23 protein-coding genes, 3 rRNA genes and 1 pseudogene are annotated in these 26,043 nt (G+C 48.2%); 13 read left to right on the plus strand and 14 right to left on the minus strand.

The genetic code is table 11. From position 1 onward, the window contains the following. Positions 1–103: 103 nt before the first annotated feature. Positions 104–1,534, plus strand: a complete 1,431-nt coding sequence (locus HC352_RS08175; RefSeq protein WP_168918405.1) for an MFS transporter — start codon at positions 104–106, stop codon at positions 1,532–1,534. Between the two features lie 68 nt (positions 1,535–1,602). On the opposite strand, the gene ispF is transcribed toward HC352_RS08175, so the two are convergent. From ispF to HC352_RS08195, 4 genes are all read right to left on the minus strand, one after another. Then, positions 1,603–2,085 (minus strand): 2-C-methyl-D-erythritol 2,4-cyclodiphosphate synthase, encoded by a 483-nt coding sequence (gene ispF / locus HC352_RS08180; RefSeq protein WP_168918406.1) that lies wholly within the window; start codon positions 2,083–2,085, stop codon positions 1,603–1,605. After that, positions 2,082–2,789: a 2-C-methyl-D-erythritol 4-phosphate cytidylyltransferase gene (gene ispD, locus HC352_RS08185; protein ID WP_168918407.1), complete on the minus strand. Its 708-nt coding sequence runs from the start codon at positions 2,787–2,789 to the stop codon at positions 2,082–2,084. The genes ispF and ispD overlap by 4 nt, the downstream gene beginning before the upstream one ends. A 69-nt stretch (positions 2,790–2,858) precedes the next feature. Further along, a complete protein-coding gene (locus HC352_RS08190) occupies positions 2,859–3,404 on the minus strand; it encodes a CarD family transcriptional regulator (protein ID WP_168918408.1) in 546 nt (181 codons plus the stop codon). Positions 3,405–3,577: 173 nt separating this feature from the next. Further along, positions 3,578–4,318, minus strand: a complete 741-nt coding sequence (locus HC352_RS08195) for a phosphoglyceromutase (protein WP_168918409.1) — start codon at positions 4,316–4,318, stop codon at positions 3,578–3,580. Positions 4,319–4,434: 116 nt separating this feature from the next. On the opposite strand from HC352_RS08195, the pseudogene HC352_RS08200 reads away from it, so the two are divergent. From HC352_RS08200 to HC352_RS08210, 4 genes and pseudogenes are all read left to right on the plus strand, one after another. Further along, a pseudogene (locus tag HC352_RS08200) lies at positions 4,435–4,883 on the plus strand (YccF domain-containing protein). 92 nt (positions 4,884–4,975) lie between these two features. Beyond that, positions 4,976–5,146 carry a DUF8730 family Cys-rich protein gene (locus HC352_RS09290; protein WP_501981548.1) on the plus strand — a complete coding sequence of 57 codons (171 nt, stop codon included), beginning with the start codon at positions 4,976–4,978 and terminating at the stop codon, positions 5,144–5,146. 27 nt (positions 5,147–5,173) lie between these two features. Further along, entirely contained in the window at positions 5,174–6,796 is a 1,623-nt protein-coding gene (locus HC352_RS08205; protein ID WP_168918410.1) for an FAD-dependent oxidoreductase, read from the plus strand. Positions 6,797–6,827: 31 nt separating this feature from the next. Then, positions 6,828–7,082 carry a metal-sensitive transcriptional regulator gene (locus HC352_RS08210; protein ID WP_168918411.1) on the plus strand — a complete coding sequence of 85 codons (255 nt, stop codon included), beginning with the start codon at positions 6,828–6,830 and terminating at the stop codon, positions 7,080–7,082. A 68-nt stretch (positions 7,083–7,150) separates the two neighbouring features. Here HC352_RS08210 and HC352_RS08215 read toward each other — a convergent pair whose 3' ends face one another. Beyond that, a complete protein-coding gene (locus tag HC352_RS08215) occupies positions 7,151–8,668 on the minus strand; it encodes a purine-cytosine permease family protein (RefSeq protein ID WP_168918412.1) in 1,518 nt (505 codons plus the stop codon). A 159-nt stretch (positions 8,669–8,827) separates the two neighbouring features. On the opposite strand from HC352_RS08215, the gene HC352_RS08220 reads away from it, so the two are divergent. Further along, positions 8,828–10,744, plus strand: a complete 1,917-nt coding sequence (locus HC352_RS08220; RefSeq protein WP_247645188.1) for a solute carrier family 23 protein — start codon at positions 8,828–8,830, stop codon at positions 10,742–10,744. Positions 10,745–11,120: 376 nt separating this feature from the next. Here HC352_RS08220 and rrf read toward each other — a convergent pair. The 8 genes from rrf to HC352_RS08265 form a co-directional block, all read right to left on the minus strand. After that, positions 11,121–11,238: ribosomal RNA gene (gene rrf / locus HC352_RS08225) — 5S ribosomal RNA — on the minus strand. A gap of 119 nt (positions 11,239–11,357) precedes the next feature. After that, positions 11,358–14,450, minus strand: a 23S ribosomal RNA gene (locus HC352_RS08230). Between the two features lie 245 nt (positions 14,451–14,695). Next, positions 14,696–16,220: ribosomal RNA gene (locus HC352_RS08235) — 16S ribosomal RNA — on the minus strand. The 16S, 23S and 5S rRNA genes sit together here, the layout of an rRNA operon. A gap of 484 nt (positions 16,221–16,704) precedes the next feature. After that, a complete protein-coding gene (locus HC352_RS08245; protein WP_211080664.1) occupies positions 16,705–17,001 on the minus strand; it encodes a CBU_0592 family membrane protein in 297 nt (98 codons plus the stop codon). A 25-nt stretch (positions 17,002–17,026) separates the two neighbouring features. Continuing rightward, positions 17,027–17,308 carry a CBU_0592 family membrane protein gene (locus tag HC352_RS08250; RefSeq protein WP_168918414.1) on the minus strand — a complete coding sequence of 94 codons (282 nt, stop codon included), beginning with the start codon at positions 17,306–17,308 and terminating at the stop codon, positions 17,027–17,029. 16 nt (positions 17,309–17,324) lie between these two features. Then, positions 17,325–18,035, minus strand: coding sequence for a hypothetical protein (locus HC352_RS08255; protein ID WP_168918415.1), 711 nt, complete (start codon positions 18,033–18,035; stop codon positions 17,325–17,327). Positions 18,036–18,048: 13 nt separating this feature from the next. Further along, positions 18,049–19,542, minus strand: coding sequence for a molybdopterin-dependent oxidoreductase (locus HC352_RS08260; protein ID WP_211080665.1), 1,494 nt, complete (start codon positions 19,540–19,542; stop codon positions 18,049–18,051). Between the two features lie 11 nt (positions 19,543–19,553). After that, complete coding sequence (locus HC352_RS08265) at positions 19,554–20,090, minus strand: hypothetical protein (RefSeq protein ID WP_168918416.1); 537 nt, start codon at positions 20,088–20,090, stop codon at positions 19,554–19,556. Between the two features lie 517 nt (positions 20,091–20,607). Between HC352_RS08265 and HC352_RS08270 the strand changes: the two genes are divergently transcribed. Genes HC352_RS08270 through HC352_RS08285 form a run of 4 tightly spaced genes read left to right on the plus strand, consistent with a single transcriptional unit; the run spans position 20,608 to position 22,587 of the window. Continuing rightward, on the plus strand, positions 20,608–20,988 hold the full coding sequence (locus HC352_RS08270) for a site-specific integrase (protein ID WP_168918417.1): 381 nt from the start codon (positions 20,608–20,610) through the stop codon (positions 20,986–20,988). After that, complete coding sequence (locus tag HC352_RS08275; RefSeq protein WP_168918418.1) at positions 20,985–21,437, plus strand: tyrosine-type recombinase/integrase; 453 nt, start codon at positions 20,985–20,987, stop codon at positions 21,435–21,437. Before HC352_RS08270 ends, HC352_RS08275 begins: the two co-directional genes overlap by 4 nt. A gap of 2 nt (positions 21,438–21,439) precedes the next feature. Next, complete coding sequence (locus tag HC352_RS08280; RefSeq protein WP_168918419.1) at positions 21,440–22,216, plus strand: ParA family protein; 777 nt, start codon at positions 21,440–21,442, stop codon at positions 22,214–22,216. A gap of 29 nt (positions 22,217–22,245) precedes the next feature. Further along, positions 22,246–22,587 carry a hypothetical protein gene (locus tag HC352_RS08285; RefSeq protein ID WP_168918420.1) on the plus strand — a complete coding sequence of 114 codons (342 nt, stop codon included), beginning with the start codon at positions 22,246–22,248 and terminating at the stop codon, positions 22,585–22,587. A 42-nt stretch (positions 22,588–22,629) separates the two neighbouring features. Here HC352_RS08285 and HC352_RS08290 read toward each other — a convergent pair whose 3' ends face one another. After that, positions 22,630–22,863, minus strand: coding sequence for a hypothetical protein (locus HC352_RS08290; RefSeq protein ID WP_168918421.1), 234 nt, complete (start codon positions 22,861–22,863; stop codon positions 22,630–22,632). 536 nt (positions 22,864–23,399) lie between these two features. Here HC352_RS08290 and HC352_RS08295 point away from each other — a divergent pair. The 3 genes from HC352_RS08295 to HC352_RS08310 all read left to right on the plus strand — a co-directional run bounded on the left by HC352_RS08295 (position 23,400) and on the right by HC352_RS08310 (position 25,943). Continuing rightward, positions 23,400–23,789 carry a hypothetical protein gene (locus tag HC352_RS08295; RefSeq protein WP_168918422.1) on the plus strand — a complete coding sequence of 130 codons (390 nt, stop codon included), beginning with the start codon at positions 23,400–23,402 and terminating at the stop codon, positions 23,787–23,789. Positions 23,790–24,158: 369 nt separating this feature from the next. After that, positions 24,159–24,455, plus strand: coding sequence for a hypothetical protein (locus tag HC352_RS08300; protein WP_168918423.1), 297 nt, complete (start codon positions 24,159–24,161; stop codon positions 24,453–24,455). A gap of 993 nt (positions 24,456–25,448) precedes the next feature. After that, positions 25,449–25,943, plus strand: a complete 495-nt coding sequence (locus HC352_RS08310) for a hypothetical protein (protein ID WP_168918425.1) — start codon at positions 25,449–25,451, stop codon at positions 25,941–25,943. Positions 25,944–26,043 lie beyond the last annotated feature (100 nt).

Genomic DNA, 26,043 nt, shown 5'->3' on the forward strand with positions numbered 1-26,043 from the left:
AACATGACTCTAATTGTCACATTGTCAGGACAAATGTTGCGTATCACAGTTTATCTCACGCAAACTACCTCACTTGATCAGTAAATAACGATAGATTACAGATATGAAACTAGAAACAACGTCGCTTCCAAGCAACGATGCTTTCCCGTATTCACCGGAAGACTCATCGCTTGAAACAGCGCCAAAGAAAACGAACCTCTTTACGAAAAAAATTATTTACTGGGGTTTGTGGGATTGGGGATCGGCGGCCTTTAACGCCATCGTCACTACCTTTATTTTTGCTTTCTACATTTCCAACCCTGATCTGTTTGGCGATCACGCCAACACGTATTTAGGTTGGGCACTTGGTATTGCTGGTGTCATTATTGCGCTTATCGCACCCGCGTTAGGGCAGGCAGTAGATCGCTCTGGCAAACGCGCCACTGTACTTTCAGTAACAACTCTTGGCACCGCTACAATTATCGGGCTGCTTTTCTTCGTCAAGCCAGGCGAAGACTATTTGTTACTTGGTCTGGTTTTAGTTGGAATCGGAAATATTTTATTTGAGACAGGCGGCGTGGTTTACAACTCGCTCCTTTCTGATCTTGCCCCCAAGGAACACTATGGGCGTATTTCTGGATTCGGTTGGGGATTAGGCTATCTGGGCGGTATTGTCTTATTGCTGATTCTCTTCATCGGCTTCATCAACCCCGAGGTTGGTTGGTTTGGTGTCACTAGTAGCAACGGACTTAATGTTCGCGTTTCAATGTTGGTTGCCGCTGCTTGGCTTGCTGGGTTCTCTTTACCGCTCATTTTCACACTAAAAAATAAAGAACGTGCAACTGAATCAACTGTTGATGGATTCTTTAATGCTTACCGGGAACTCTTTAAGTCAATTCGTCAGTTGTGGCGCAATGATCGTATTATTTTGTGGTTCTTAATCTCGTCTGCTATTTACCGTGATGGTTTAGCCGGAGTCTTTTCTTTTGGCGCGATCATTGCTGGTGTCGCTTTTGGTTTTTCGAATTCAGAAGTGATTTTGTTTGGTATTGCCGCTAACGTTGTTGCCGGCATTTTTACCATCGGTTTTGGTTGGCTTGATGATCGTATTGGGGCTGCGAAGGTTATTATTTTCTCCGTAGCTTCGATGGTTTTACTCGGTCTTGGCGTCTTTATTTTCCACGATGGGCTACTGGGCTATTCTGGTCACGAAATCTATTGGATTTTCGGTTTGGCCTTATGCGTATTCGTTGGGCCGACGCAGTCTGCGTCACGTACGTACTTGGCTCGGCTTGCCCCTGCAGGTGAAGAAGCTGAGATTTTTGGCCTTTATGCGACGACGGGGCGTGCTGCTTCGCCATTAGCTCCGTTCTTGTATGCAACAGCTATTTCTGCTGGTGCTTGGCTACTAGACATTTCTCGACACGACGCGGCCTACTTCGGCATTCTCGGCGTTGTTTTCGTCTTGTTCTGTGGCTTGGTCTCTTTTATTCCGGTTGCCCGGCACGCTAAACGACTACGCAAAGCAGCTAAAGCATCCAAGACGTCCCGTTAATAATAACTATTTTTACTCAATATGGTGGCGGCCTCAGTGGTCGCCACCATTGTTTTAGTGGCGATTTTTTAGTTGCGAATCAATAATGCAGTTGCGATGGCGGCTAGGCCTTCTTTGCGGCCGATAAAACCTAAGTGGTCTGTTGTGGAGGCAGCTACGGATACTGGTGCGCCGACGACACCGGACATTGCTGCTTCGGCTTCTGCCTTCCGTGGCGCAAAGCGTGGTTTTTGTCCAAGGAGTTGAACGCTAATATTGTTAATCTCCCAGCCTTCTTGGTGCACTAACCGCACGCTTTCCCCTAGTAGGGCGCTGCCACTAGCGCCTGCCCATTCGGGTCGATCTACGCCAAAAACAGTACCTAGCTCCCCGATACCGGAAGCAATAAGGAGTGCATCGGCTGCCGCGTGGGCAATAACGTCAGCATCTGAATGGCCTTCTAGACCTTGTTCATCGGGCCATTCGAGGCAGGCAAGGAAAAGTTTTCGGTGAGGTTGGGTTGAAAAAGCGTGGGCATCGACGGCAGTTGCCACGCGCATCATCTGTGTCATAGTTCCTCACTGGGTGCGTTATGTAGTGTGCGATATATATGTTCTGCCAAAGTTAGGTCTAGCGGAGTTGTTATTTTCATGGCGTTAATTGAGCCGTCGACGACGACGACGTCAATTCCCATACGTTCGATGAGGGCTGCATCATCAGGGGCGGCACTTTGCTCGCTTTGGCTGAGTTTAGCGCCGTCCGCGTGGGCCTGACGCAATAGTTCGGTAGAAAAGCCTTGAGGTGTTTGCACTGCCCGTAACTGGCTGCGTTGCAAGGTAGATTCCACAATGTTTGTTTCGGTAACAGATTTGATTGTGTCAATGACTGGTAACACTGGAATTACTGCTTGCGCACCTCGTTCGACTGCCGCCATCACCCGAGATATTATCTCCACTGGCGTCAGTGCTCGCGCTGCATCGTGGACAAGAACTGAACTGTGCGTCACTGACTTAAGAGCACGTGCTACAGAATCTTGACGTGTCTGACCCCCAGTAACTATCCGTGCCGGTAACTGGTAATGATCAAAGATCTCCTGGAATTGATCTTCATAACCACTGGGGGTAGTCACTACACATTCGTTTACCCCGGCCTTTATCATCGTTTGGGTAGCGTGAACAATGAGTGGAATACCACCTAATGTAACAAGGGCTTTTGGATAGTTTGCTCCTAAGCGCGAACCTGATCCTGCTCCGGCAATGATTGCGCTCCAGCTCATAGCGTCTCTTTCCTGCGATAAAGAAAATAAGGGCCATACCTAGTTGGTAGGACCCTTATTTAAACGTTTTTACTCAGCCGATTGAGCTGATTGTGGTGTTGGGGCCGACTCGCCACTGTCTGGAGTGAGCGTAAATTCCCCTAAAATCTCATTGAGAAGTTCGGCTGCCTCTTCATCACTAATACCGCGACCAAGAGCAACTTCAGATCCGAGAATGGCGTGAGCTTGTGCCAGCATCCGCTTTTCGCCAGCGGATAGGCCACGGTCACTGTTACGCCGGGTTAGATCACGAACAACTTCAGCTACTTTATTCACATCACCAGATGTAAGTTTTTCACCATTAGCCTTATACCGCCGTGACCAATTTGATGGTTCTTCAACGTTTTCTTCCCGCAATACTGCAAAAACTTCTTCAAGCTGTTCATCATTGGACACATCACGTAACCCAACTTGTTCAATTGAATCAGCTGGAACCTGAATAACCATATCGCCCTGAATGATACGCAGTGTAAGATAAAGACGCTTTTCGCCACGCATTATCTTTTCTGAAATATCTTCAATGTACGCAGCCCCATGATGGGGGTAAACAACCGTTTCTCCGACTTTGAAGCTCATGTGGTAGTCTCTCTTATCTCCGCGAACAAGGAATGTTCTTATTCTATCAAAGTTGGACGCTGTCAAGGCATGCGCCTACGCTAAGGGCGTGAATATGTTCGTTCATGCCCCTCATATATGTCAGGGGCACATCCTGCAGATGCGCCCCTGACATATATGAGGTATCGCTACAATTACTTACCCTGGTTAGCAACTGCTTCGATAGCTGCCTTTGCAGCTTCTGGATCGAGGTAGGTGCCACCCTTAGTGATTGGCTTGAGAGTTTCCTCATCCAATTCGTAGTACAACGGAATAGCTGTTGGGATGTTAAGGCCTGAAATTTCTTCATCAGAAATGCCATCGAGGTGCTTAACAATTGCCCGCAAAGAATTACCATGAGCAGCAATCATTACGGTCTTGCCAGCTTTAAGTTCTGGAACAATCTCGCCTTCCCAGTATGGGAGAAGACGCTCAAGAACATCCTTCAAGCACTCAGTTGCTGGAATTGGCTCGCCGGCGTAGCGTGGATCTGAATCTTGGGAGAACTCAGAACCAGCTTCAATTGCTGGCGGTGGAACATCGTAAGAACGGCGCCACTGCATGAACAGTTCTTCACCGTATTCGTCACGAATTTCCTTCTTGTTCTTCCCTTGGAGCGCACCGTAATGACGCTCGTTGAGGCGCCAGTTACGCTTAACTGGAATCCAGTGGCGATCGGATGCATCGAGAGAAAGGTTAGCAGTCATAATTGCCCGGCGAAGTAGCGAAGTGAAAAGCAAATCTGGCAAAACATTAGCATCCTTGAGGAGCTTGCCTGCACGCTTTGCTTCTTCAGTACCCTTTTCCGAAAGTGGCACATCTACCCATCCGGTAAAAAGGTTCTTTGCGTTCCATTCACTTTCGCCGTGACGGACGAGAACGAGTTTGTATGTCATGTGTGTTCAACTTCCATGGTCGGTAACACTTAAGAGTGATGCGCTCAAGCGCACTACTTAATAGTTTACGTCTTTTCATGTGTTTAGGGTAGGTCGGAAGCCTTAAAGTTCCTGATATGTCATTTTTGAACGACATTTATCCGATAGACTACTATCATGAATGCAATTTTAATATTCTTTGGCTATTTTTCGGCGGATTTGGGATGTTTTTAGGATACATCTTCGCCGGACTTATTGGCATAGTCTTTATCGTTACCATCCCCATGTCCATAGCCGCCTTCCGAATAGCCGGTTTTATTTTATGCCCTTTGGACGCAGTGTTGTTCGCAAACCAAATGCCGGCCTTGGTTCCCAACTAATGAATATCGTTTGGTTTTTTATCGCCGGTATCTGGCTAGCGATCGGCCATATATTAAGCGCATGTCTACTAGCCATAACAATTATCGGCTTACCGCTAGCAGTTGCACACCTCAAACTTATCCCCGTATGTTGTGCGCCGTACGGAAAAATAGTTGTGCCTAATTCGCTCGCCACCCCAGAAACAGTTGTCGTTTACATTAAATAATCTCCACCACCTCCTTGCAAACACATACCCCCGGGGGTATGTTTGTAGGTAATGGTCGGTCACCATGACCACCCAATTCGCAAGGAGAACCCATGTGCTATCCCGTAACATGCAAAAATTGTGGCAAAACAACCTGGGGCGGATGTGGCCAACACATCGCATCTGTTAAAGCCAAAGTCCCCGCTAGCCAATGGTGCACCTGCACCGAAGAGCAAAAGGCAGAAGCTAAAAAAGGCGGCTTCTTCCGCTCATTATTCAGCTAAAGACCAGTACCGCTCACAGGAGAAATCATGACCACAACCGTTATCGTTGGCGGCGTTGCCGGCGGCATGTCAACCGCTACCCGCTTACGTCGCAACGACGAAAAAATGACCATCATCGTCGTCGAATCATCTAACTACGTATCTTTCGCAAACTGCGGCCTGCCCTACTTCATCGGCGGCGAAATCACCGAACGATCCGACCTACTTCTCCAAACGCCACAATCTCTCAAAGACAGATTCAATCTCGACGTGCGCACCGGCTCCACCGCCACCGCCATCAACCGACAAGCAAAAACTGTCACAGTCAACGGGCCCGAAGGAAACTACGACATAGCCTACGACTACCTCGTTCTTTCACCCGGCGCCCAACCCACAATGCCACCCATCCCCGGCATCGAACACGCACTCACACTACGCACAGTTGAAGACACCGATCATATTATCGATCACATCCAAGCAACTCAGGCACGCAGCGCAGTCATCATTGGTGGCGGATTTATTGGCCTTGAACTAGCGGAAAACCTTACTAAACGTCAGCTACACACCACAGTTATTGAACGCGAATCCCAAATCATGACGCCGCTCGACGACGAAATGGCTGCCATCGTCGCCACTCACCTTGAAAAGAACGGCGTCACCCTGCTGACCAATTCAACAGTCGAAGCAATCGGCGAAAACTACGTCATGGCTGGAGATACCAGAATCGAAGCCGACGTCGTCATTGCCGCACTCGGTGTACAACCAGCCTCAAAATTAGCACGCGACGCCGGATTAGCGATCAATGAGCGAGGCGGAATACGCGTCGATCACCAGCAGCGCACCAGTGATCACACAATTTTCGCCCTCGGGGACGCTGCCGAAAAAACTGATGCTATCAACGGTGACAACATCATGGTTCCACTAGCACAAACAGCCAACCGACACGGCCGATTAGTTGCCGATATTATCGCAGGACGAAACGTTAGCGCCATGCCGGTACTCGCAACTGCTATTATCGGCGTATTCGGATTAGCGGCAGCTACAACCGGATGGAATGAACGCCGAGCCCGCGCAGCAGGTAAAAATATTCGGGTCATCCACACCCATCCCGTCCATCATGCCGGCTACTATCCGGGCGCCACACCGCTCCATCTTAAACTCATCATCGATGCAGATAATGATGCTATTTTAGGTGCTCAAGCAGTTGGAACTAACGGCGTCGATAAACGAATTGACGTAATTGCCACCGCAATACGCGCTGGGCTAGGCGCTAGTGACCTTGCCGATCTCGAACTTGCGTATGCCCCACAATTCGGCTCCGCAAAAGATCCCATTAACATGCTCGGTTTTATTGCCGACAACGCCAAACAAGGCGAGAAAACAATCCAATGGCACGAACTAGATCAAGCACTAGCCAACGGATGGACTCTGGTTGACGTTCGTAGCCCAGCAGAGTTTAGCCGCGGAAGCATTCCTGGTGCTATCAACATTCCAGTTGACGACATCCGTGACCGAATCGCAGAACTAGCAGACAAAAAAGTTCTCGTCCACTGCCAAGTCGGCCTGCGTGGCCATATTGCTTACACCCTGTTAGACAACTATGGAATCACCACCGCCAACCTCGACGGCGGATATGTTACCTGGACACACGGACAGGATGCTCGCCGGTAAAAGTGCACAACATACCATGCAAGGATTAATCATGAAACTACCAGCAACCGATGTTAAACCGGCCATCACACGGCTTAAACGCGCCCGCGGACAACTTGACGCAGTTATCGCAGCTCTCGAAAACGAAGAAGATTGCCACGATATTATTCCGCAGTTAGCAGCGGTAGCAAAAGCCGTTGACCGGGCTGGATACCTCGTTATTGCTACCGGCATGAAAAATTGTTATGCGCATGGACGAGATGTAGATGAAGAACATCTGGAAAAAATGTTCTTATCATTCGCTTAAGGTTCTCAGAGACCGGTAACACTGTGGGCGGGGGCGAAAATCGACTCCGCCCACAAACATCAATCTCGCTATCGCCGTTTTTCTTGTCGTGCAACTTTGCGGCGGCGCAATAGATATCCTCCAGCAAAAGAGAGCACCAAAGCACACAAGACACCGAGATTCGCCCATGCCCAATCGCCATCTCTACCACCTAGACCAAGTGGTCCAAGCAAGTATCCCTGCCAATTATTCCATGCTGCTTCCTCTGCAAAGTTATTGATCACCAAGCCCCAGCCGATGCCAGATGCCACACCCATCACGACTAACGATGCCCAGTCCCACGCACCATAGATACCTCGTGGATCAAAAAGTGCCTGCTCATCGTATTCACGCTGACGCAGTGCAATATCTGCCATCATCAGCCCGGCCCAAGATGCAATAGGTACTCCTAAAGTAATCAAGAACGATTGGAAAGGACCTAAGAAGTCTTGAGCAAAAAAGACAACCCAAATAGTGCCAGTCGTCAAAATAATACCGTCAATACCTGCCGCCGCTGGACGCGATACTTTCACTCCCAAGCTCAACAGTGTCAACCCCGAAGAGTAAATACCCAAAACAGCACCCGAGACTAAACCCAAAACTGCTGTCACTAAGAATGGCAACAATACCCACGTTGGCAAAATAGTTGCCAACGTACCAATCGGATCTGCCGCAATACCGTCAACCAATTCTGGATTTGATCCAACTATGAGCAATCCGGTAGCGATCAACAAAATAGGTGAGATAGCACCGCCGGCAGTATTCCACGCAACGATCTTTCCAGCCGACGCCTGACGTGACTGATACCGTGACCAATCTGCCGCGATATTAATCCAACCTAACCCAAAACCAGTCATCACCATCACAAGTGCCCCGATAACTGCTGTCAAAGACCCGGCAGGGCGCTGCATAATAATTGAGAAATCAATATGGCGAACTGTCAAAAGAATATACACGATCGTCAATGTTCCCGTTATCCACGTCAATATGGACTGAACTTTCATAATGATGTGATATCCGGCAACTGACGCCGAAACGATCATAGCTGCGATAATAAGACACGCGACAATCTTCGTCGTCGTCCCGCCACTCCATCCCATCTGGGTGAAAACTGTCGCGGTAGCTAACGTTGCCATAATCGCTAAGAATGTCTCCCAGCCGATGGACATTAGCCAGGAAAAAATCCCGGGGATCTTTTGGCCGTACACACCAAATGCCGCTCGCGACAAAATCATTGTGGGTGCCGAACCACGTTTACCAGCGATCGCAATAATTCCACATAATGCGAACGAGATCGTCACTCCAATGACGACGACGATAAGCGCTTGGAAAAAGGAAACACCGAATCCGTAGACGAACGAGGCGTACGAAATACCGAATACTGATACGTTTGCCGCAAACCACGGCCAGAAAAGATCACTTGGCTGAGCTGTCCGTTCCGCTTCAGTAATAATGTCAATACCGTTATTTTCGATAAGCGATGTGCGCTCGTCACTGGAAAGTTGATGGTTATTCGCCGACGCTACCGTCGTCGAAACAGGTTTTGTGTTATTAACGTCATGTTCCATGAGACAAGTATGCCTGACATGATCATTTTTATTCAGACTTTTGCTCATTTCGTCAATTTTTTCTCGGTTTTTCATGGGAGCTTCGCACTGCATACCGTACGCTAAAACATCTTCCAAAAAATGGACATAGCTATTCCACATACTAGACAAGAGGAGTGATTGGTTATTTCACCTACTACGATTATCGTTGTGAGTCATATAAATTCTGTGAACGCCGTCCCTAAGGCGCCAAAACTTGCCCTCTTATCCCTCCAACATTTGCTTGCTTTTTATGCGGGTGCTGTTATCGTACCGTTGCTCATCGCTTCATCTTTAAATCTCGATTCAGCAACAACCATCCACCTCATCAACGCCGATCTTTTCACTTGTGGCATTGCTACTCTTATCCAAAGTGTGGGTGTTACTCGTAAAGTTGGTGTTCGGTTGCCTATTATTCAAGGCGTAACAACAACTGCAGTCGCACCGATTATTGCCATCGGTTTGACAGCAACAAACGGCACCGGCGGACTTGCTTCGCTGCCAGTCATCTACGGATCAATTATTGTTGCTGGTTTATTTACATTTTTCGCGGCACCTTATTTCGCTAAACTTTTGCGCTTTTTCCCTCATCATGTCACGGGCACTGTTCTTTTGGTTATGGGTACTTCCCTGCTGTCAGTTTCAGCCAATGATTTTGTCAATTATGCCGACGGCGTTCCCGCTGTTCAAGACGTGGCCTACGGGTTTGGGACTCTCTTTACGATCGTCTTAGCACAACGTTTTTTTCGCGGATTTTTAGGCACAATTTCAGTTCTTATCGGGCTTGTTGGCGGCACAACTATTGCGCTCTTACTCAACCACGTGCCGGTGGAAAAGATTGACGCTATTAGTCACGCTCCCGCCCTGGGCGTCACCACACCGTTTTATTTCGGTTGGCCGGTATTTTCACTCACCGCTATCATTTCGATGCTTATCGTGATGCTCATTACGATGGTTGAAACAACAGGTGACGTTTTTGCTACTGGAGAGATTGTCGGCAAGCGTATTACATCTGCCGACGTAGCTGCCGCGATTCGCGCTGATGGTGTTTCTACCACCCTTGGTGGCGTACTGAATTCTTTCCCATACACAATGTTTGCGCAAAACGTTGGTTTGGTTCGTATGACGGGCATTAAGTCACGCTGGGTTGCGGCCGGTGCTGGCGTCTTGATGATATTTGTTGGACTGTTACCGAAAGTGGGGGCGATCGTAGCTGCTATCCCTTCACCCGTATTAGGCGGAGCGTCGTTAGCCCTATTCGCTAATGTTGCATGGGTTGGACTACAAACTATCGCAAAAGCAGATTTATCAGATTTCCGTATCGCGGCTATTGTCACGACAGCTTTGGGGTTGGCTATGCTCGTTACCTTCCGCCCAGAAGTTGCCGCTATTTTCCCAAGCTGGGCTCAAGTGTTCTTCTCTTCGGGAATGTCAATCGGCTCAATTACCGCAATTTTATTAAATTTGCTGTTTTTCCACATGCCACATTCAAGGACCCGCCTTACTGCTGACGTGGCTGCTGGAGTTTCGTTGGCAGAAGTTAATTCAATGTCCAAAGAGCAGTTTGTCACCACATTCCGTAGCTTGTTCAACACCCAAACGTGGCCTCTAGAAACAGCTTGGGAAGCTCGACCATTTGCTTCTCTCGACGAGGTTCGTAACGCTATTTTGGTAGCTATTGTTCAAGCAGATGACGATAAGCGTAGCGAACTAATTGCTGACTATCCTGACATGTATGAGCTGGTAACTGCAGACAGTGTTGATGGTATTTCCCGCGATATTGGCTCCCTGGCATTGGGTAGTGCCACCGAAGATCAGTTAGAGCTCTTGCATGTTCTGACTGAGAAATATCAGGCGAAGTTTGGCACACCGTACGTTGCCTACCTTCATCCACATGACACCATCGAAAACATTTTGCAAGATGCGCGGCAGCGTTTGAGTAATTCTCCTGAAGTTGAACATCTGATGACACTAACTGAAGTTGTCGATATTGCAGCTGATCGCTTAAACATACTCGTGCGTGGAGCCTCAACTCGGGCACATGAATTTCAAAACTAACTAAAGCGGTTATCAAACAAGACCTTACCGAAATCAAAATGCCCCGTAGTGATTGATCACCACGGGGCATTTAACGTAATAACTAAAGCACCAGATAAGCCTGACAACAATGTCAATATGAATAGATCGAACTGTAAATAGTGTGAATGGCGGGCATATAAAAATACCAAAGTTAACGTACTCTTACCCGAAATCCATTGGAAGAATGATGGTAAGAAACTAACTATCAGTACAAATACTGATCTAAAACATCAGCAGCAATAGCTGTAGAAAAATCCATGCACAAAAGAGTTCAAAGGCTATCGCGCCGCAGTGGGTATGTGTGTGGGGAGGGTGTTGACTTATCGTCAACACCCTCCCCTTATATCACGTTAAGTGACGGCGGTGTCCTACTCTCCCACACCCCCTCGAGTGCAGTACCATCGGCGTTGGTAGGCTTAGCTTCCGGGTTCGGAATGGTAACCGGGCGTTTCCCTACCACTATGACCACCGTCAAAATGGTTGACATAACACACACGCACTACAACGTGTGGGAGTCAAGAATCGTATAGTAGACGCGAGCAGCATTACCATCAACATGTTCCATAATAAAACACTGACGATAAGGAAACTTTTTTGTAAATGGTTGGCCATTAGTACCAGTCAGCTCCACACCTTACGATGCTTCCACGCCTGGCCTATCAACCCCATGGTCTATAGGGGGCCTACAAAACAATAATGTTTATGGAAACCTCATCTCAAAGCAGGCTTCCCGCTTAGATGCTTTCAGCGGTTATCCTTCCCGAACGTAGCCAACCAGCCATGCACCTGGCGGTACAACTGGCACACCAGAGGTTCGTCCGTCCCGGTCCTCTCGTACTAGGGACAGCCCTTTTCAAGTTTCCTACGCGCGCAGCGGATAGGGACCGAACTGTCTCACGACGTTCTGAACCCAGCTCGCGTGCCGCTTTAATGGGCGAACAGCCCAACCCTTGGGACCTACTCCAGCCCCAGGATGCGACGAGCCGACATCGAGGTGCCAAACCATGCCGTCGATATGAACTCTTGGGCAGGATCAGCCTGTTATCCCCGGGGTACCTTTTATCCGTTGAGCGACGGCGCTTCCACAAGCCACCGCCGGATCACTAGTTCCTACTTTCGTACCTGCTCGACCTGTCGGTCTCACAGTCAAGCTCCCTTGTACACTTACACTCAACACCTGATTGCCAACCAGGCTGAGGGAACCTTTGAGCGCCTCCGTTACCATTTAGGAGGCAACCGCCCCAGTTAAACTACCCACCAGGCACTGTCCCTGAACCAGATCATGGTCCAAGGTTAGACATCCAGCACGACCAGAGTGGTATTTCAACAATGACTCCACAACCACTGGCGTGGCCGCTTCAAAGTCTCCCACCTATCCTACACAAGCCGTACCGAACACCAATACCAAGCTATAGTAAAGGTCCCGGGGTCTTTCCGTCCTGCTGCGCGTAACGAGCATCTTTACTCGTAATGCAATTTCACCGAGTTCGCGGTTGAGACAGTGGAGAAGTCGTTACGCCATTCGTGCAGGTCGGAACTTACCCGACAAGGAATTTCGCTACCTTAGGATGGTTATAGTTACCACCGCCGTTTACTGGGGCTTAAATTCACAGCTTCAAACACAAAAGTATTTTAACCGTTCCTCTTAACCTTCCAGCACCGGGCAGGCGTCAGTCCGTATACATCCACTTACGTGTTCGCACGGACCTGTGTTTTTGATAAACAGTCGCTTCTCCCTGGTTTCTGCGGCCCTTCCCCCTAGCCTGTTAAAAGGCTTCAAGGTCCGGGCCCCCCTTCTTCCGAAGTTACGGGGGCATTTTGCCGAGTTCCTTAACCACGATTCACTCGCTCGCCTTAGTATTCTCTACTCAACTACCTGTGTCGGTTTAGGGTACGGGCGGCTAAGACCTAACGTCGAGGCTTTTCTCGACAGCACAGGATCACTCTACTTCCCCACAAAAAATGGGTCATCATCCAGCCTCACCTACACGCTTCCCGGATTTACCTAGGAAACAGGCTGCGCTGTTAAACGTGGCAAGCCATTAGCCACGCGAAGCTACCACTCTGCGTCACCCCTGTTAACACGCTTGCCTACTACGCGATCAGTTCCCACGCTCACCACAACCCCAACCCGAAGGAAGGAACCATAGCTCGGATGGTTAGTATCCCACGATTCAACACGGACGGTCTTTCGCCGGTACCAGAATATCAACTGGTTGCCCATCGACTACGCCTGTCGGCCTCGCCTTAGGACCCGACTAACCCAGGGCGGACGAACCTGGCCCTGGAACCCTTAGTTATTCGGCGGACGGGATTCTCACCCGTCATTCGCTACTCATGCCTGCATTCTCACTCGTACGAAATCCACAACCAGTCACCTGTGCTGCTTCACCTCACGCACGACGCTCCCCTACCCAACAAAACAAAAAAAATTTCATTGCCGCGGTTTCGGCGGTGTACTTAAGCCCCGCTACATTGTCGGCGCAGAATCACTTGACCAGTGAGCTATTACGCACTCTTTCAAGGGTGGCTGCTTCTAAGCCAACCTCCTGGTTGTCACAGCAACTCCACATCCTTTCCCACTTAGCACACGCTTAGGGGCCTTAACCGGCGGTCTGGGCTGTTTCCCTCTCGACTACGAAGCTTATCCCCCGCAGTCTCACTGCCGTGCTCTAACTTACCGGCATTCGGAGTTTGGCTGACGTCAGTACCCCGATAAGGGCCATCGGCCATCCAGTCGCTCTACCTCCGATAAGAAACACACGACGCTGCACCTAAATGCATTTCGGGGAGAACCAGCTATCACGGAGTTTGATTGGCCTTTCACCCCTACCCACAGGTCATCCCCTCCATTTTCAACTGAAGTGGGTTCGGTCCTCCACACGCTCTTACACGTGCTTCAACCTGCCCATGGGTAGATCACCCCGCTTCGGGTCTAGAACATGCAACTAAAAACCGCTTTTTAAAACTCGCTTTCGCTACGGCTCCCCCACACGGGTTAACCTCGCTACATGCCACTAACTCGCAGGCTCATTCTTCAAAAGGCACGCCATCACCCCTACCAAGGAGGCTCTGACGGATTGTAAGCGTCCGGTTTCAGGTACTATTTCACTCCCCTCCCGGGGTACTTTTCACCATTCCCTCACGGTACTACTACACTATCGGTCACACGGAGTATTTAGGCTTACACAGTGGTCTGTGCAGATTCACACGGGATTTCACGGGCCCCGTGCTACTCGGGCACCACATAAGGCAGGCTAACACATTACAACTACCGGACTCTCACCGTCTACGGTCCAGCTTCCCAACTGATTCGTCTACACGCTAGCATTTATCACTACCCGACCCCACATCGGCAAGGTCAAACATGGCCCCACAACACCACACACGCAACACCCGATGGCTATCACACGCGCATGGTTTAGCCTCATCCGCTTTCGCTCGCCACTACTCACAGAATATCTTTTCCTGCGGGTACTAAGATGTTTCACTTCCCCGCGTTACCCCCAAACACCCTATACATTCAGATGCTGGTAACCAGAAACAACTCTGGCCAGGTTCCCCCATTCGGACACCCCCGGATCACAGCTCGTTTGCCAACTCCCCGAGGCTTATCGCAGGCTACAACGTCCTTCATCGGCTCCGTATGCCAAGGCATCCACCGAACGCTCTTGAACACTTACAAAAAACCAAAGATGCTCGCGTCCACTATACAATTCTCAACCACCACACCAACACCACAAACAACCAACAACCACACAGGCCATCAATCATCCACAGGCAGCACGGAGTATTACCCCACACCCCAACAGCATGCCAACTTCCCACAACAAAAAAATTTTCCACTAAAAACCACCAAACCAACACCAACAAAGGCATCAGCACACCCACAATCAAACAAATAAAACCAGGTGTAAGGCAGCTCCTTAGAAAGGAGGTGATCCAGCCGCACCTTCCGGTACGGCTACCTTGTTACGACTTCGTCCCAATCGCCAATCCCACCTTCGACCGCTCCCCCCAAAAGGTTAGGCCACGGGCTTCGGGTGTTACCAACTTTCGTGACGTGACGGGCGGTGTGTACAAGGCCCGGGAACGTATTCACCGCAGCGTTGCTGATCTGCGATTACTAGCGACTCCGACTTCATGGGGTCGAGTTGCAGACCCCAATCCGAACTGAGACTGGCTTTAAGGGATTCGCTCACCCTCACAGGCTCGCAACCCTCTGTACCAGCCATTGTAGCATGCGTGAAGCCCAAGACATAAGGGGCATGATGATTTGACGTCATCCCCACCTTCCTCCGAGTTAACCCCGGCAGTCTCTCGTGAGTCCCCACCATAACGTGCTGGCAACACAAGACAAGGGTTGCGCTCGTTGCGGGACTTAACCCAACATCTCACGACACGAGCTGACGACAACCATGCACCACCTGTACACCACCCCGAAGGCCACACTATCTCTAGCATGTCGCAGTGTATGTCAAGCCTTGGTAAGGTTCTTCGCGTTGCATCGAATTAATCCGCATGCTCCGCCGCTTGTGCGGGCCCCCGTCAATTCCTTTGAGTTTTAGCCTTGCGGCCGTACTCCCCAGGCGGGGCACTTAATGCGTTAGCTACGGTACAGAACCCATGGAAATAGGCCCCACACCTAGTGCCCAACGTTTACGGCATGGACTACCAGGGTATCTAATCCTGTTCGCTCCCCATGCTTTCGCTCCTCAGCGTCAGTAACGGCCCAGTAACCTGCCTTCGCCATCGGTGTTCCTCCTGATATCTGCGCATTCCACCGCTACACCAGGAATTCCAATTACCCCTACCGCACTCTAGTCTGCCCGTACCCACTGCAGCCCCGGAGTTAAGCCCCGGTCTTTCACAGCAGACGCGACAAACCGCCTACGAGCTCTTTACGCCCAATAATTCCGGACAACGCTCGCGCCCTACGTATTACCGCGGCTGCTGGCACGTAGTTAGCCGGCGCTTATTCAACACCTACCCTCAACTTACGCCTTGTTCAGTGTTAAAAGGAGTTTACAACCCGAAAGCCTTCATCCCCCACGCGGCGTCGCTGCATCAGACTTGCGTCCATTGTGCAATATTCCCCACTGCTGCCTCCCGTAGGAGTCTGGGCCGTATCTCAGTCCCAATGTGGCCGGTCACCCTCTCAGGCCGGCTACCCGTCGACGCCTTGGTAGGCCATCACCCCACCAACAAGCTGATAGGCCGTGAGCCCATCCCCCACCAGAAACCCTTTCCAACCCCCACCATGCGGCAGAAGCAGAATATCCAGTATTAGACCCCGTTTCCAAGGCTTATCCCGAAGAAGGGGGCAGGTTACTCACGTATTACTCACCCGTTCGCCACTAATCCACCCCAGCAAGCTAGGGCTTCATCGTTCGACTTGCATGTGTTAAGCACGCCGCCAGCGTTCGTCCTGAGCCAGGATCAAACTCTCCAAACAAAAACCAAACACCCAACAAAAAGGCATCCAATCAATACACGTTCGAAAAGCCCAAAAACAGACTCAACAAAACAGACAAACCAAAACTAGCTCATCCAAAATAAAAAAGAAAACAAACCACACCAGCCACCAAAAAAGCAACCAGCACAATCCGCTTCCCAAACAAAAAATCATTGTAAAAAGCTGACACACTATTGAGATATCAAACAACACACCCACACCCACACAACACACCACAACAGGCACATCACACAAGAGGGAAAAACCAGCGAAAACAACCAGACCAGAAAACCAGACCAGCGCCTCGCAACAGATAAAAACTATACCCACCCACCAACCAACCGTCAAACCAAAACAACGTAACACCCATCACACCAGCCACTACATCGTCGTCATCCCGCATAATCACGCGAAAAACCCCAGTTTTCCCAGACTGCATTAGTCCAGAAAACTGGGGCCTTTCATCACATGCGAGTAGCAACAACTACTGAGCGGTAGCTTCTTTCATAGCCTTACGGTCACGTGCGATCCTCATAATCTTCCACGCACCATAAATTCCGATCAACGCCCACACAGCCTCAGTAATAAACAGTCCAGCATTGAACGGGGAAATCGCCGTATAGGTGAAACATAGTGCGCCAAGAATATTTGCGAACTGATAACTATACGATTCCGAATTCACCCAACCCAGGTTCAGCGCCCCGAACCCTAAAATAAAGAAAACTGAACCAATAATCGACACAACCTCAAGAGCTGGCATAACATCTGGCATAAGAATCATTCACTTTCTACAATAACCAACGGGATTAACCGTTAGAGTGGGTTGAGGTAGGTTTGTTGGCTTCTTTTCGTCGAGCCCGATAAATCTTCACGACGCCATAAACACCAATGAGAGTCCACAGCACCTCGGTAACAAACACCCCCGGATTAAACGGGTCAATAACCGTGTACGTTAACGCAGCCGCGCCTATCACGTTCATCCACTGATAGGCATAATGATCTGGGGTAAGCTTGCCAGCATTCAAAAGTCCAAACGCTGCAAGAAGCGCAATCGGCGCAATCAAGCCAATTTCTGTTGATAATGGCATTATTTCTCCTTAAAAGCTATGAATTATGTTGACGGTAAGGACGTTTTTCCGGAGTTTGGAGCTGACGCAAAGTAGGTAATTTAAGCTCAACTAGCGTCTCTTCTAATCGCATAGCTTTTTCTTCAAACGCCACCAACCGGGAAATCTGATCTTCTTTCAGCCGATCTTTTTGCTGAAAATACTTCAATCGGGGATAACGCCCAGCTAGCAACGTCCCAAAGTCGACAGCCAAATCGAACTGGCCCTCACACTGGGATGTCTTGTTATCTTGCGCAAACTGCTCAATATCGCAGAGCACATCTTCAAGCTGAGTCAGATCCATATCAACGCCTGGCACCGAACCATCAGCTTGCTGATAAGAATCAATACCCGTCCTCGTCGGACCAGTTACGCTATCGCGCCACCGTTGCATCCGCAACGTCTCATTAGCCAAAACCGGCTCATTGACTGGCAATCGCGGAGCCTCGGCAATCGACAAAAGCTGACCGCGACTCATCCGAATAAACGTATGATGCTTCTCAAACCCCGGTTTCGTACACCGCAATCCAACCGCAAACGCTTCCAGATCTTCAGATTTGAAATTCCAACCAATATATCGAGCAAGTGGAAGAACATCGTAATCCTGCGGCGTCGTACCCGGAATCGCAAAATTCACTTCACGAATATAGTCCCGAACAATCTGCTGTTGCTGCTCGTTAAGCACGATGTCTTTATAAAGTGGATACATAGTATTTCTTTCCTTAGATCATCTGCATACGGTCGTAATTGTCGAAGTCTTCAAACCAGCCGCCTCGACCCTTGCCGATAACGTCATAACGGTTAACAACTTCGATTCGTTCAACCCACTTAGCAGAGCGGAACCCTGTCGAAATTTCTTGACGAACACGCAGTGGCGCACCATTCTTAATCGGAATTTCCTCACGATTAAGATTCGTTGCCACCAACGTTTGCGGCTGAGTTGCTTCCATCATTGGGCACGATTCGTAGTACCAACCTTCTGGATATAGCTCATCATCGCGGCCCATATTTTGGAAACATTGGAAGACGACGTCGGTCGCGCCCGGCAGTGGTTTAACCAAATCCAAAATGACATGCAATGGGACGCCGCCCCACGTGCCAATCGAAGAAAACCCTTGGACGCAATTATGCATGGTCGTCTGCTCATAGCCATCAGCGATTTCTCGAAGCTCAGCAAGCGAAAGCGTCATCGGACGTTCCACGAAACCACCGATTTCCAGATAATAATCCTCATAATCATGAGCAATCATCGCCACGTATTCATCATTTTCCGGCGGGCAACCACTAGCCCGGAAATGCTCCGTAACATTATTCGGATCATGATCTTGACGCGACTTCAACTTCATCAACTGACGGGTCAACGGACGAACCACAACGTTGTGTAACTTTTCTACCGTCCGTGGACGTTCCAGTGAACCCTTCGTCGCCCACACATGCAACATCACCACAAAAGCCAAACCGATGGTGAAAATAACCCCGGCAGCCAACGGCGAATCCGTGTGCCCAAAGACCATCTTCGAAACTTCGTGACCATAGCCATGAATGAACACCATGCCAACGTGACCAACGATGAATCCGAGGTAGGCAACAAGACCCCAAAAATGCAAAGTCCGGATAACCTGACGTCCACCCAACGCGCGAGTGATCTTTGGCCAATGCGCATTAACCGCAGGCGACTGGAACATTCCAGTGAAAATCATAAACGGAGGCAGAATAAAAATCGCCGTCGCATACGCAAGCTGCTGAGCTGCATTGAATGGATAACCCGCCATCGGCTCAGGCGAAACAAACGCTAGATACGAAAGCATATCTTGACCAGCGTCGAGCAAGAAGTAAGGAGTCGGCGGAATATAACGCAACCATTGACCGGTTGCGAACAACAAAACATAGTAAATGGCGAAACAAGACACGTATCCCATAACCACCATGAAATGCCAATACCGCCCCAAGCCTAGAAGCCCGTAACCAGGCAAAGACACAATGGGAGAATAGTTTTCATACTCACTGCCGACTGCGTAATACTTATGCTTCGGCTTTGATTTAACCGTGAACTCAGCCCATTGAGCACCTGGCTTATTATGAACGCTTCGATGAAGGCGCGGATACGTCCCTAAAATTTCGATACCGGATCGGATAAAGAACGTAACAAAAATAATGTTGAGGAAGTGCTCTGCGCGGAGCCACCACGGAAAATCAAACATAATCTGGGTCTGCATAGCTAACATTTTTAATCAGTGAATCCTTGAGTTTTAGGCCATACAACAAGGATTCCGAAATTAACCGCCCAGTTAAGAACGAAGTATCCAAGCGAAGCGAAGATCATTAAATTCCATGATGCCGCCAGAGGAATCGAAGCACCGTTCCACACAAACGGCGCACTACCGCTAACGATTCCACCAATGTAGGTCACGCAAGCAGCAAAAGAAATTAAACTGCCATAATCCCAAATCGGCAGTCGGGTTGTTAGTGCTACTAGAACAAAAACCATAGCTAGCCCGGTAACAATCCATAACGGAATCATGCCGTGTGGGAAAGGCTCATGACCAGACACTGCTACGTATGCAGCGGCACCACCAGTTGTTGCAATAACAGCAATAAGAAGTGCTTTGGTTAAACGCGGAAGATTGAAGCGAAAATAGCGAAAGAAATTCGCACGCTTACGACCAGGTTTAATGTGATGATAGACGTCTTCGGTAGCATTTGGTGTGCCTACCGCATAAGGGACCTTATTATTTTCGTCCCCACCCTCAGAAATAATATTCATGTGTTCCTTTCGCATCGTCGAGCAGATCGTATTCTTTTTAATCTTTCGGATGCTCTTGGCACATTCAGAATAAGTTAAATCAATAGTAACAAAAATAAGTTAGGTTACCTTAAATAAATCTGTTGCTACCATCTTTCCTTACGTCCAACCTAACAGAAATAGCCCCAGGAAATGCCTAAAATTCAAAATATCTATCAATGCAATGACAAGTAAGACGACGAGCACTAGCTTTTCATAAAAAATCAGAGCGCAAACTTAGCAGATAAAAGAAACCCCCTGTTTTCAACTTTCGTTGATATAACAGGGGGGAACTAGTGGAGCCGCCTGTGGGAATCGAACCCACGACCTTCTCATTACTATGTTTTCTTAGATATAGCGATTCTTTTTACCTATATATATTCTCTGAGTTCAATTTTTTTGACTTTATTGCCAGCATATACGGCAACGCCAGCTAAGCCGGCACTGCCGTCACCGTGTCTTAATAGCAGGTTGTTCATTAGTTCTGATGAAGTAAATCATGAACAATACAACAACACAAACAATCCTCAGTGATTGGACTTTAGCCATGCGAGCACAAGCCCTTTCACCTCTAACCATTCATGAGCGCATTCGCGTTTCTAACTGCTTATGCGAATACGTTGACGCAACGCCAGTAACGATAACTACTGATCAGATTATCGAGTGGGTTTCACTTCTGCCGTCAGCAGTAACTAAATGGACGTACTTTACCCATATCAAGGCTTTATTTACTTGGTTAGAAATAACTAGAAGGCGTACCGATAATCCATTGCTTGGGTTAAAAGCCCCAGACGACCTAAGTACTACCCACGACCAATCTCACTCGAAGTCATTGAGCACGTTCTCAATCAGCGACTTTATCGTAAAACTCGCTGCATGATTCTCCTGGCATTTAATTGTGGGTTACGAGTGGGAGAAATATGTAAAGTACGTGGCCAAGACTATGACCGGCAAGCCGGGCTATTAACCGTCGAGGGGAAAGGCGGAAAACGCAATACCATCCCCGTCAATTCCGGCCTTCAACCATTCTTCAACACCATGCCAGCTCACGGCTGGTGGTTTCCATGCCGCGATGGAGGGCATGTACGGTCACGATCAGTTGGAGATACTATCGTGCGCACCTTTCGACGCTACAACATTCACATGGTTTCACATCAGCTACGCCACGCATTTGCAACAGAACTTCTTGCAGCCGATGTTGATCTACGAATCGTCCAACTGCTGATGCGTCATGAATCCATTCAAACCACTGCTCTTTATACGCGAGTGGCTAGAACTCAGCAATTAGAAGGAACTAATAAGCTTCCCGTTTTCTTAGGAAAGGATTAACTATGATTATTGCCGTTTGTAATCAAAAAGGCGGGGTAGGAAAAACTACCATCTCAACCAATCTTGCACACCACCTTTCACGACAAGGATCAGTTCTGGTTATTGATGCCGATCCACAAGGCAACTCAACAACATCACTTGGAGTTGAAGTAACTCGTGAATCATTCACTCTGAATGACGTTATGGCCGCAATAGCTTCTGGCAATAGCCCAAGCGTCATCCATCAAGCGATCACACACGCACAATCAGACTGGGGTGACGTCGATGTGCTACCTGCAGATCGCTTACTCGCTTCACGTAACGACGACGGCTCTTTAGGAAGGGAAAGCAGACTACGCACCGCACTTACAGCAGTAATTGACGACTATGAGCATATCGTTATCGATTGTCCTCCATCGCTTGGAGTTTTAACGACAAACGCCCTCGTTGCAGCCGATACAGCATTAATTGTCACCACAGCACGAGAAACAAGCGTCGATGGCGTAGCAGAAATGGTGTCAACTATCGCAACTGTGCGTTCCTACTACAATTCACGACTAACTCTATCTGCCATATTCCTCAACGCCTTCCGGCCCGAACGAATTGATAGCGATAACTGGCGTAGACACCTACGCGATTACTACGAACCGTATCTACTCGAAAAGTTTTTACCAGAGCGTGAATATATCAACCGCGCAGCATCGTCACATTCACCTATACCAGCTGGTGTCGATGATCGTGCAGATCAAGCACTAACAGAGCTTGCCAGCATATTTACCATTGCCAGCAATGCCAGCTAAGCCGGCAATGACAAATAAGGGAAAATACTATGAAAACGCCTAACTTAGAAACTTTGAATTCCTTGCAAAAAGCACCTGTCAACGATCCAATAGTAGCGGGCGCACCTATGGCTGGCACCGCTGGCAATGCCAGCCACGCCAGCAAAGCCAGCAATGCTGGCACAAAATTTACAATCAGACTCAAACAATCTGATATGGGAATAATACGTGCAGCGTATCTACACGACCTTTCTTCAGGAATTTTCCAAGGATCGCTCTCTGCTTGGGCGACACATGCACTACTTGGCAAGGCAAATGCCGTCGAGAAGCAGCAAGGAGCACCTCTTCGTGAAGTAAATACAGGAGTTATTCCACGCGGTCGATTAAATTAGAATCCTGAATCATTGAATAAGGCACTGTATTCTTACAGTGCCTTATTGTTTTCCGGAATTCTCTTCTAACTCATCAGGTAAGACTATAGAACGATAGCGCACATGAATAGCCAGGAGCCATAAACACAAGCCGGCTAGAGCTAGTTCGAGCAAACACATGATATCGATGGTTGGGTGATTGAATGCGAGCCATAGAGACGCAAAAAATCCGCCAACAGAAATAATAACAACGAATAGCCAACTTGCTAGGGAAGACATCTTTGATGTCTTCATCATTATCACCGCCCTTACTTCTTTTATTCTATCACTCCACTTCATTCCATTGGATTGGATGGAATGATTTCGAGTAACACGAGAAATATGTAATAAATTCATATTTATTGTGCATCGCTCTACCGTGGCGCACTGGAGCGACGCACGGTAGAACTTCTATTTTTCCTTGATTTCCCAATAAAAAGTGTATTTTTGACCGTGAGGCACCTGTTGCCGCACGGTATTTTCACACATAATCTTAGCGACACCCAAAGTAGTTGAAGAGTAATGCGCTAGCACTACATGAAATGCTCAATTTTAGTAAGTGGCTATTTATAGGGATTTTAAGGTTTCATTTCACCGTGCGGCAGCTGTTGCCTCACGGTGAAATAGGGTGTTTACTTTTAGCGACACCTAGCAATAATCAACAAGAAATTATCATGACATGGAGGGTCGTCAAGGTTTTATCTGTGGATAACTTTCTTTGTGCGTCTTTTTATGTGGGAGACTTCTCGTATCATTGAACTGAAGTCTCCAATACGCCTAAAGGATGCGAAGTCATGGCCTTGATCTTGCTTGTCGTTTCCTTACAAATCATGTTCTTCATTTTCTTGTTGCGCTATATCGTCTTTGTCGAAGGGGTATTGGTTGGTTTTGTTGCGGCTGTATATATGTCGCACGATTTAGGATTTCACCCAGCGTATGGAGTAACGGCAGCGATTATTATCGCGATTGCGAACCTAGTCTTGCAGTCAACCAAAGTTGGGTTTGCTTTATTGGCAACCACTTTCTCACTCATGTACGCCAATTTCGTTTATGAAAAACTTGTTGAGCACTACACTCCTGGCGACACTACATGGGGATGGTTCGGAGCGATCGTATGTTTCACAGTCAGCATGGCGCTACATGGGGCCACATTCATTAACCGACGCGAAACGCTAAACACATAACAGCGAATTCTGTATCATTAAGAAATGCCGAATAGTCACTTTTGGGATTTTTAGCTTCCAAAATATCGAAATATTAGTGCCCCACTAAATCACATATCATGCCAATTCTTCGGCAGGCATACCAACTTTTCCGTCGACCCCCTTCTTCAACACAGTAAGAGCGAGACAATTTTGCAACATGTCAAAGATGCATGAAGGACACTAAACAGGTTCAATCGCACATTCATACATATGTGCGATTGAACACATATTTTGGATCAAGTATTATTATTGTGACTACATAGCCAAATCCGCTATTTAGTTTTTGCTCCCTCAGCAGAATCATTATTACAACAGTATGTATACGACCAAAATACGCTAGGAGATTCGATGAACAAAATGAAAATTGTCTTGACCGGATTAACAAGTGTCGCTTTCATGTTCGGCAGTGTGGGGATAGCCAATGCCCAGCCGCGTGAGACACCATCGTCTGCTGTCATCACAGTGGAAACTACACAGGAGCTCGAGAACACAGCTGTCGCGCTAGAACGCCTTCTCAATTATTATGATTCTATTCCTGATAGCGTCCTCGCCCAAGGCGATCAAGCACTGCGAGCCTGGCAAGCCACTCATCCGGTTCCGATGATGCGCGCATCATTTTGGGGATGCCTAGGCGCAATTGGATAGCTAATTGGAAGCAATGCGGTCGGCGTGGCGAAGATCGTAAAGATCAAAAGATACATGAACGCACTAGGCGGAGTTAAGGAGGCTGTGCGTCTTATGTGGGGCGCAAGCTTTAAATACGAGAAGCTATTGGCAGCAGGCGGCGCTCTCGGAGGATTGGTATCAGAGATCGCTGGAATTACGGATGTGAAAGAGAAATGCCTATCTTGATGAAGATTATCATTACAACACAATTTATCGCAGCCTTGAGTGGAACAATACTGGCGATCTTAACGATATTTTCCGATATGGATCTCATGGATGGAGCAATAGGAGCACTAGGACTATATTTCACTCTCGAATGTTGCAGAATGCTACTAAAACACAGAACAGAGAAACGTGATTAACCTCGCGAAAAACCAAAAGTTAGGGAGAAATGTCTAAACACGTCATTTCTCCCTAACTTTTTACTCGCCTCGTATACTTGACAGGATTGCTGATCATACAGATAGAGACAAAAATGTAGCTCCGGGAAAGAGCTAAAGCCCCCCTACTCCGTGTAGCATAGATCATCAAATTCGAAAAATGATCAAGTTTGCCACTTATACTTTCACACTTTTGGCGCAAACGTCCTGCTTTGCTAAGTGAGTGCTCTATAAATAAAACCGACAAGCACATTTCCCATCTTCTGGATCATGAGTATGCCGGAAATTGCGACTTAGAATCAGAGCAACCACATGGTTGACCCTTCATTTTGAGTGCCGGAGGCACACTAGGTTTACTAGATGTTTTTGTTCGTCCTGACTCTTCCATTGTAGCGCCGCGTCCTTTCATACAAGTCGCGTAGCGACCTAGCCTGCGTGTTCTTTGCCCTGGTCTAGCCCACACCCGCAGGCTATGGGCTAGACCACCGCAGAATACACAGTCCAGCCACGGAGGATTGTATTTCAGTCCTTGATCGGCGCTGTCATTTCAGTGTCAGGACGACACAAAACAACGCTCACAAAGGAGACGCTGATGACAGTTCAACAAGAAACTAACGTTGTAGAAACCGCGATTGACGCAATGGATATCTGGTTCGCTTTTCTTAACCGAGTTAAAGATGGTTTTGAGAGTGATTGCATGAGCTTTGATGAGTTCATCGAGTGCGCGCAAGGGCAGGAAAATGTTCTACGCGAAACGGTTGATAAAGTAATTGTTCGGGACTCGATAATCATCTTCGTAATCGATGAAGATTTTCGTCAGCATTGGGGACAGTTCCCTGAAATTGATTTCATTCGGCTATCAAAGCGACCAGATTGGGCTTTGGCACGACGGGTGATTTGCTGTTTGGGTTTCATGGGTAAAAATCCTCACGCAATGGCCACATCGGCAATGCTGAATTGGTGGGTTGGTGACAACGATGAAGCAAATCGACTCGCTAATGAAGCCTTAGAAATTGATGGCTCTCTTCGATTGGCAGTGTTGATGATGAACATTCTAATGTTTGACATTGTTCCACCGTGGAAGTAAATCAATGAGGGTGTGGGAGTACTATTAGTGCTCCCACACCCTCATTTCGCGTATAATAGGAATTGAGTCCTTTACGGGATTCGTGTTCTAAGCGCTGATT

Source organism: Arcanobacterium buesumense, from assembly GCF_012563545.1.
Classification (GTDB): Bacteria; Actinomycetota; Actinomycetes; order Actinomycetales; family Actinomycetaceae; genus Arcanobacterium; species Arcanobacterium buesumense.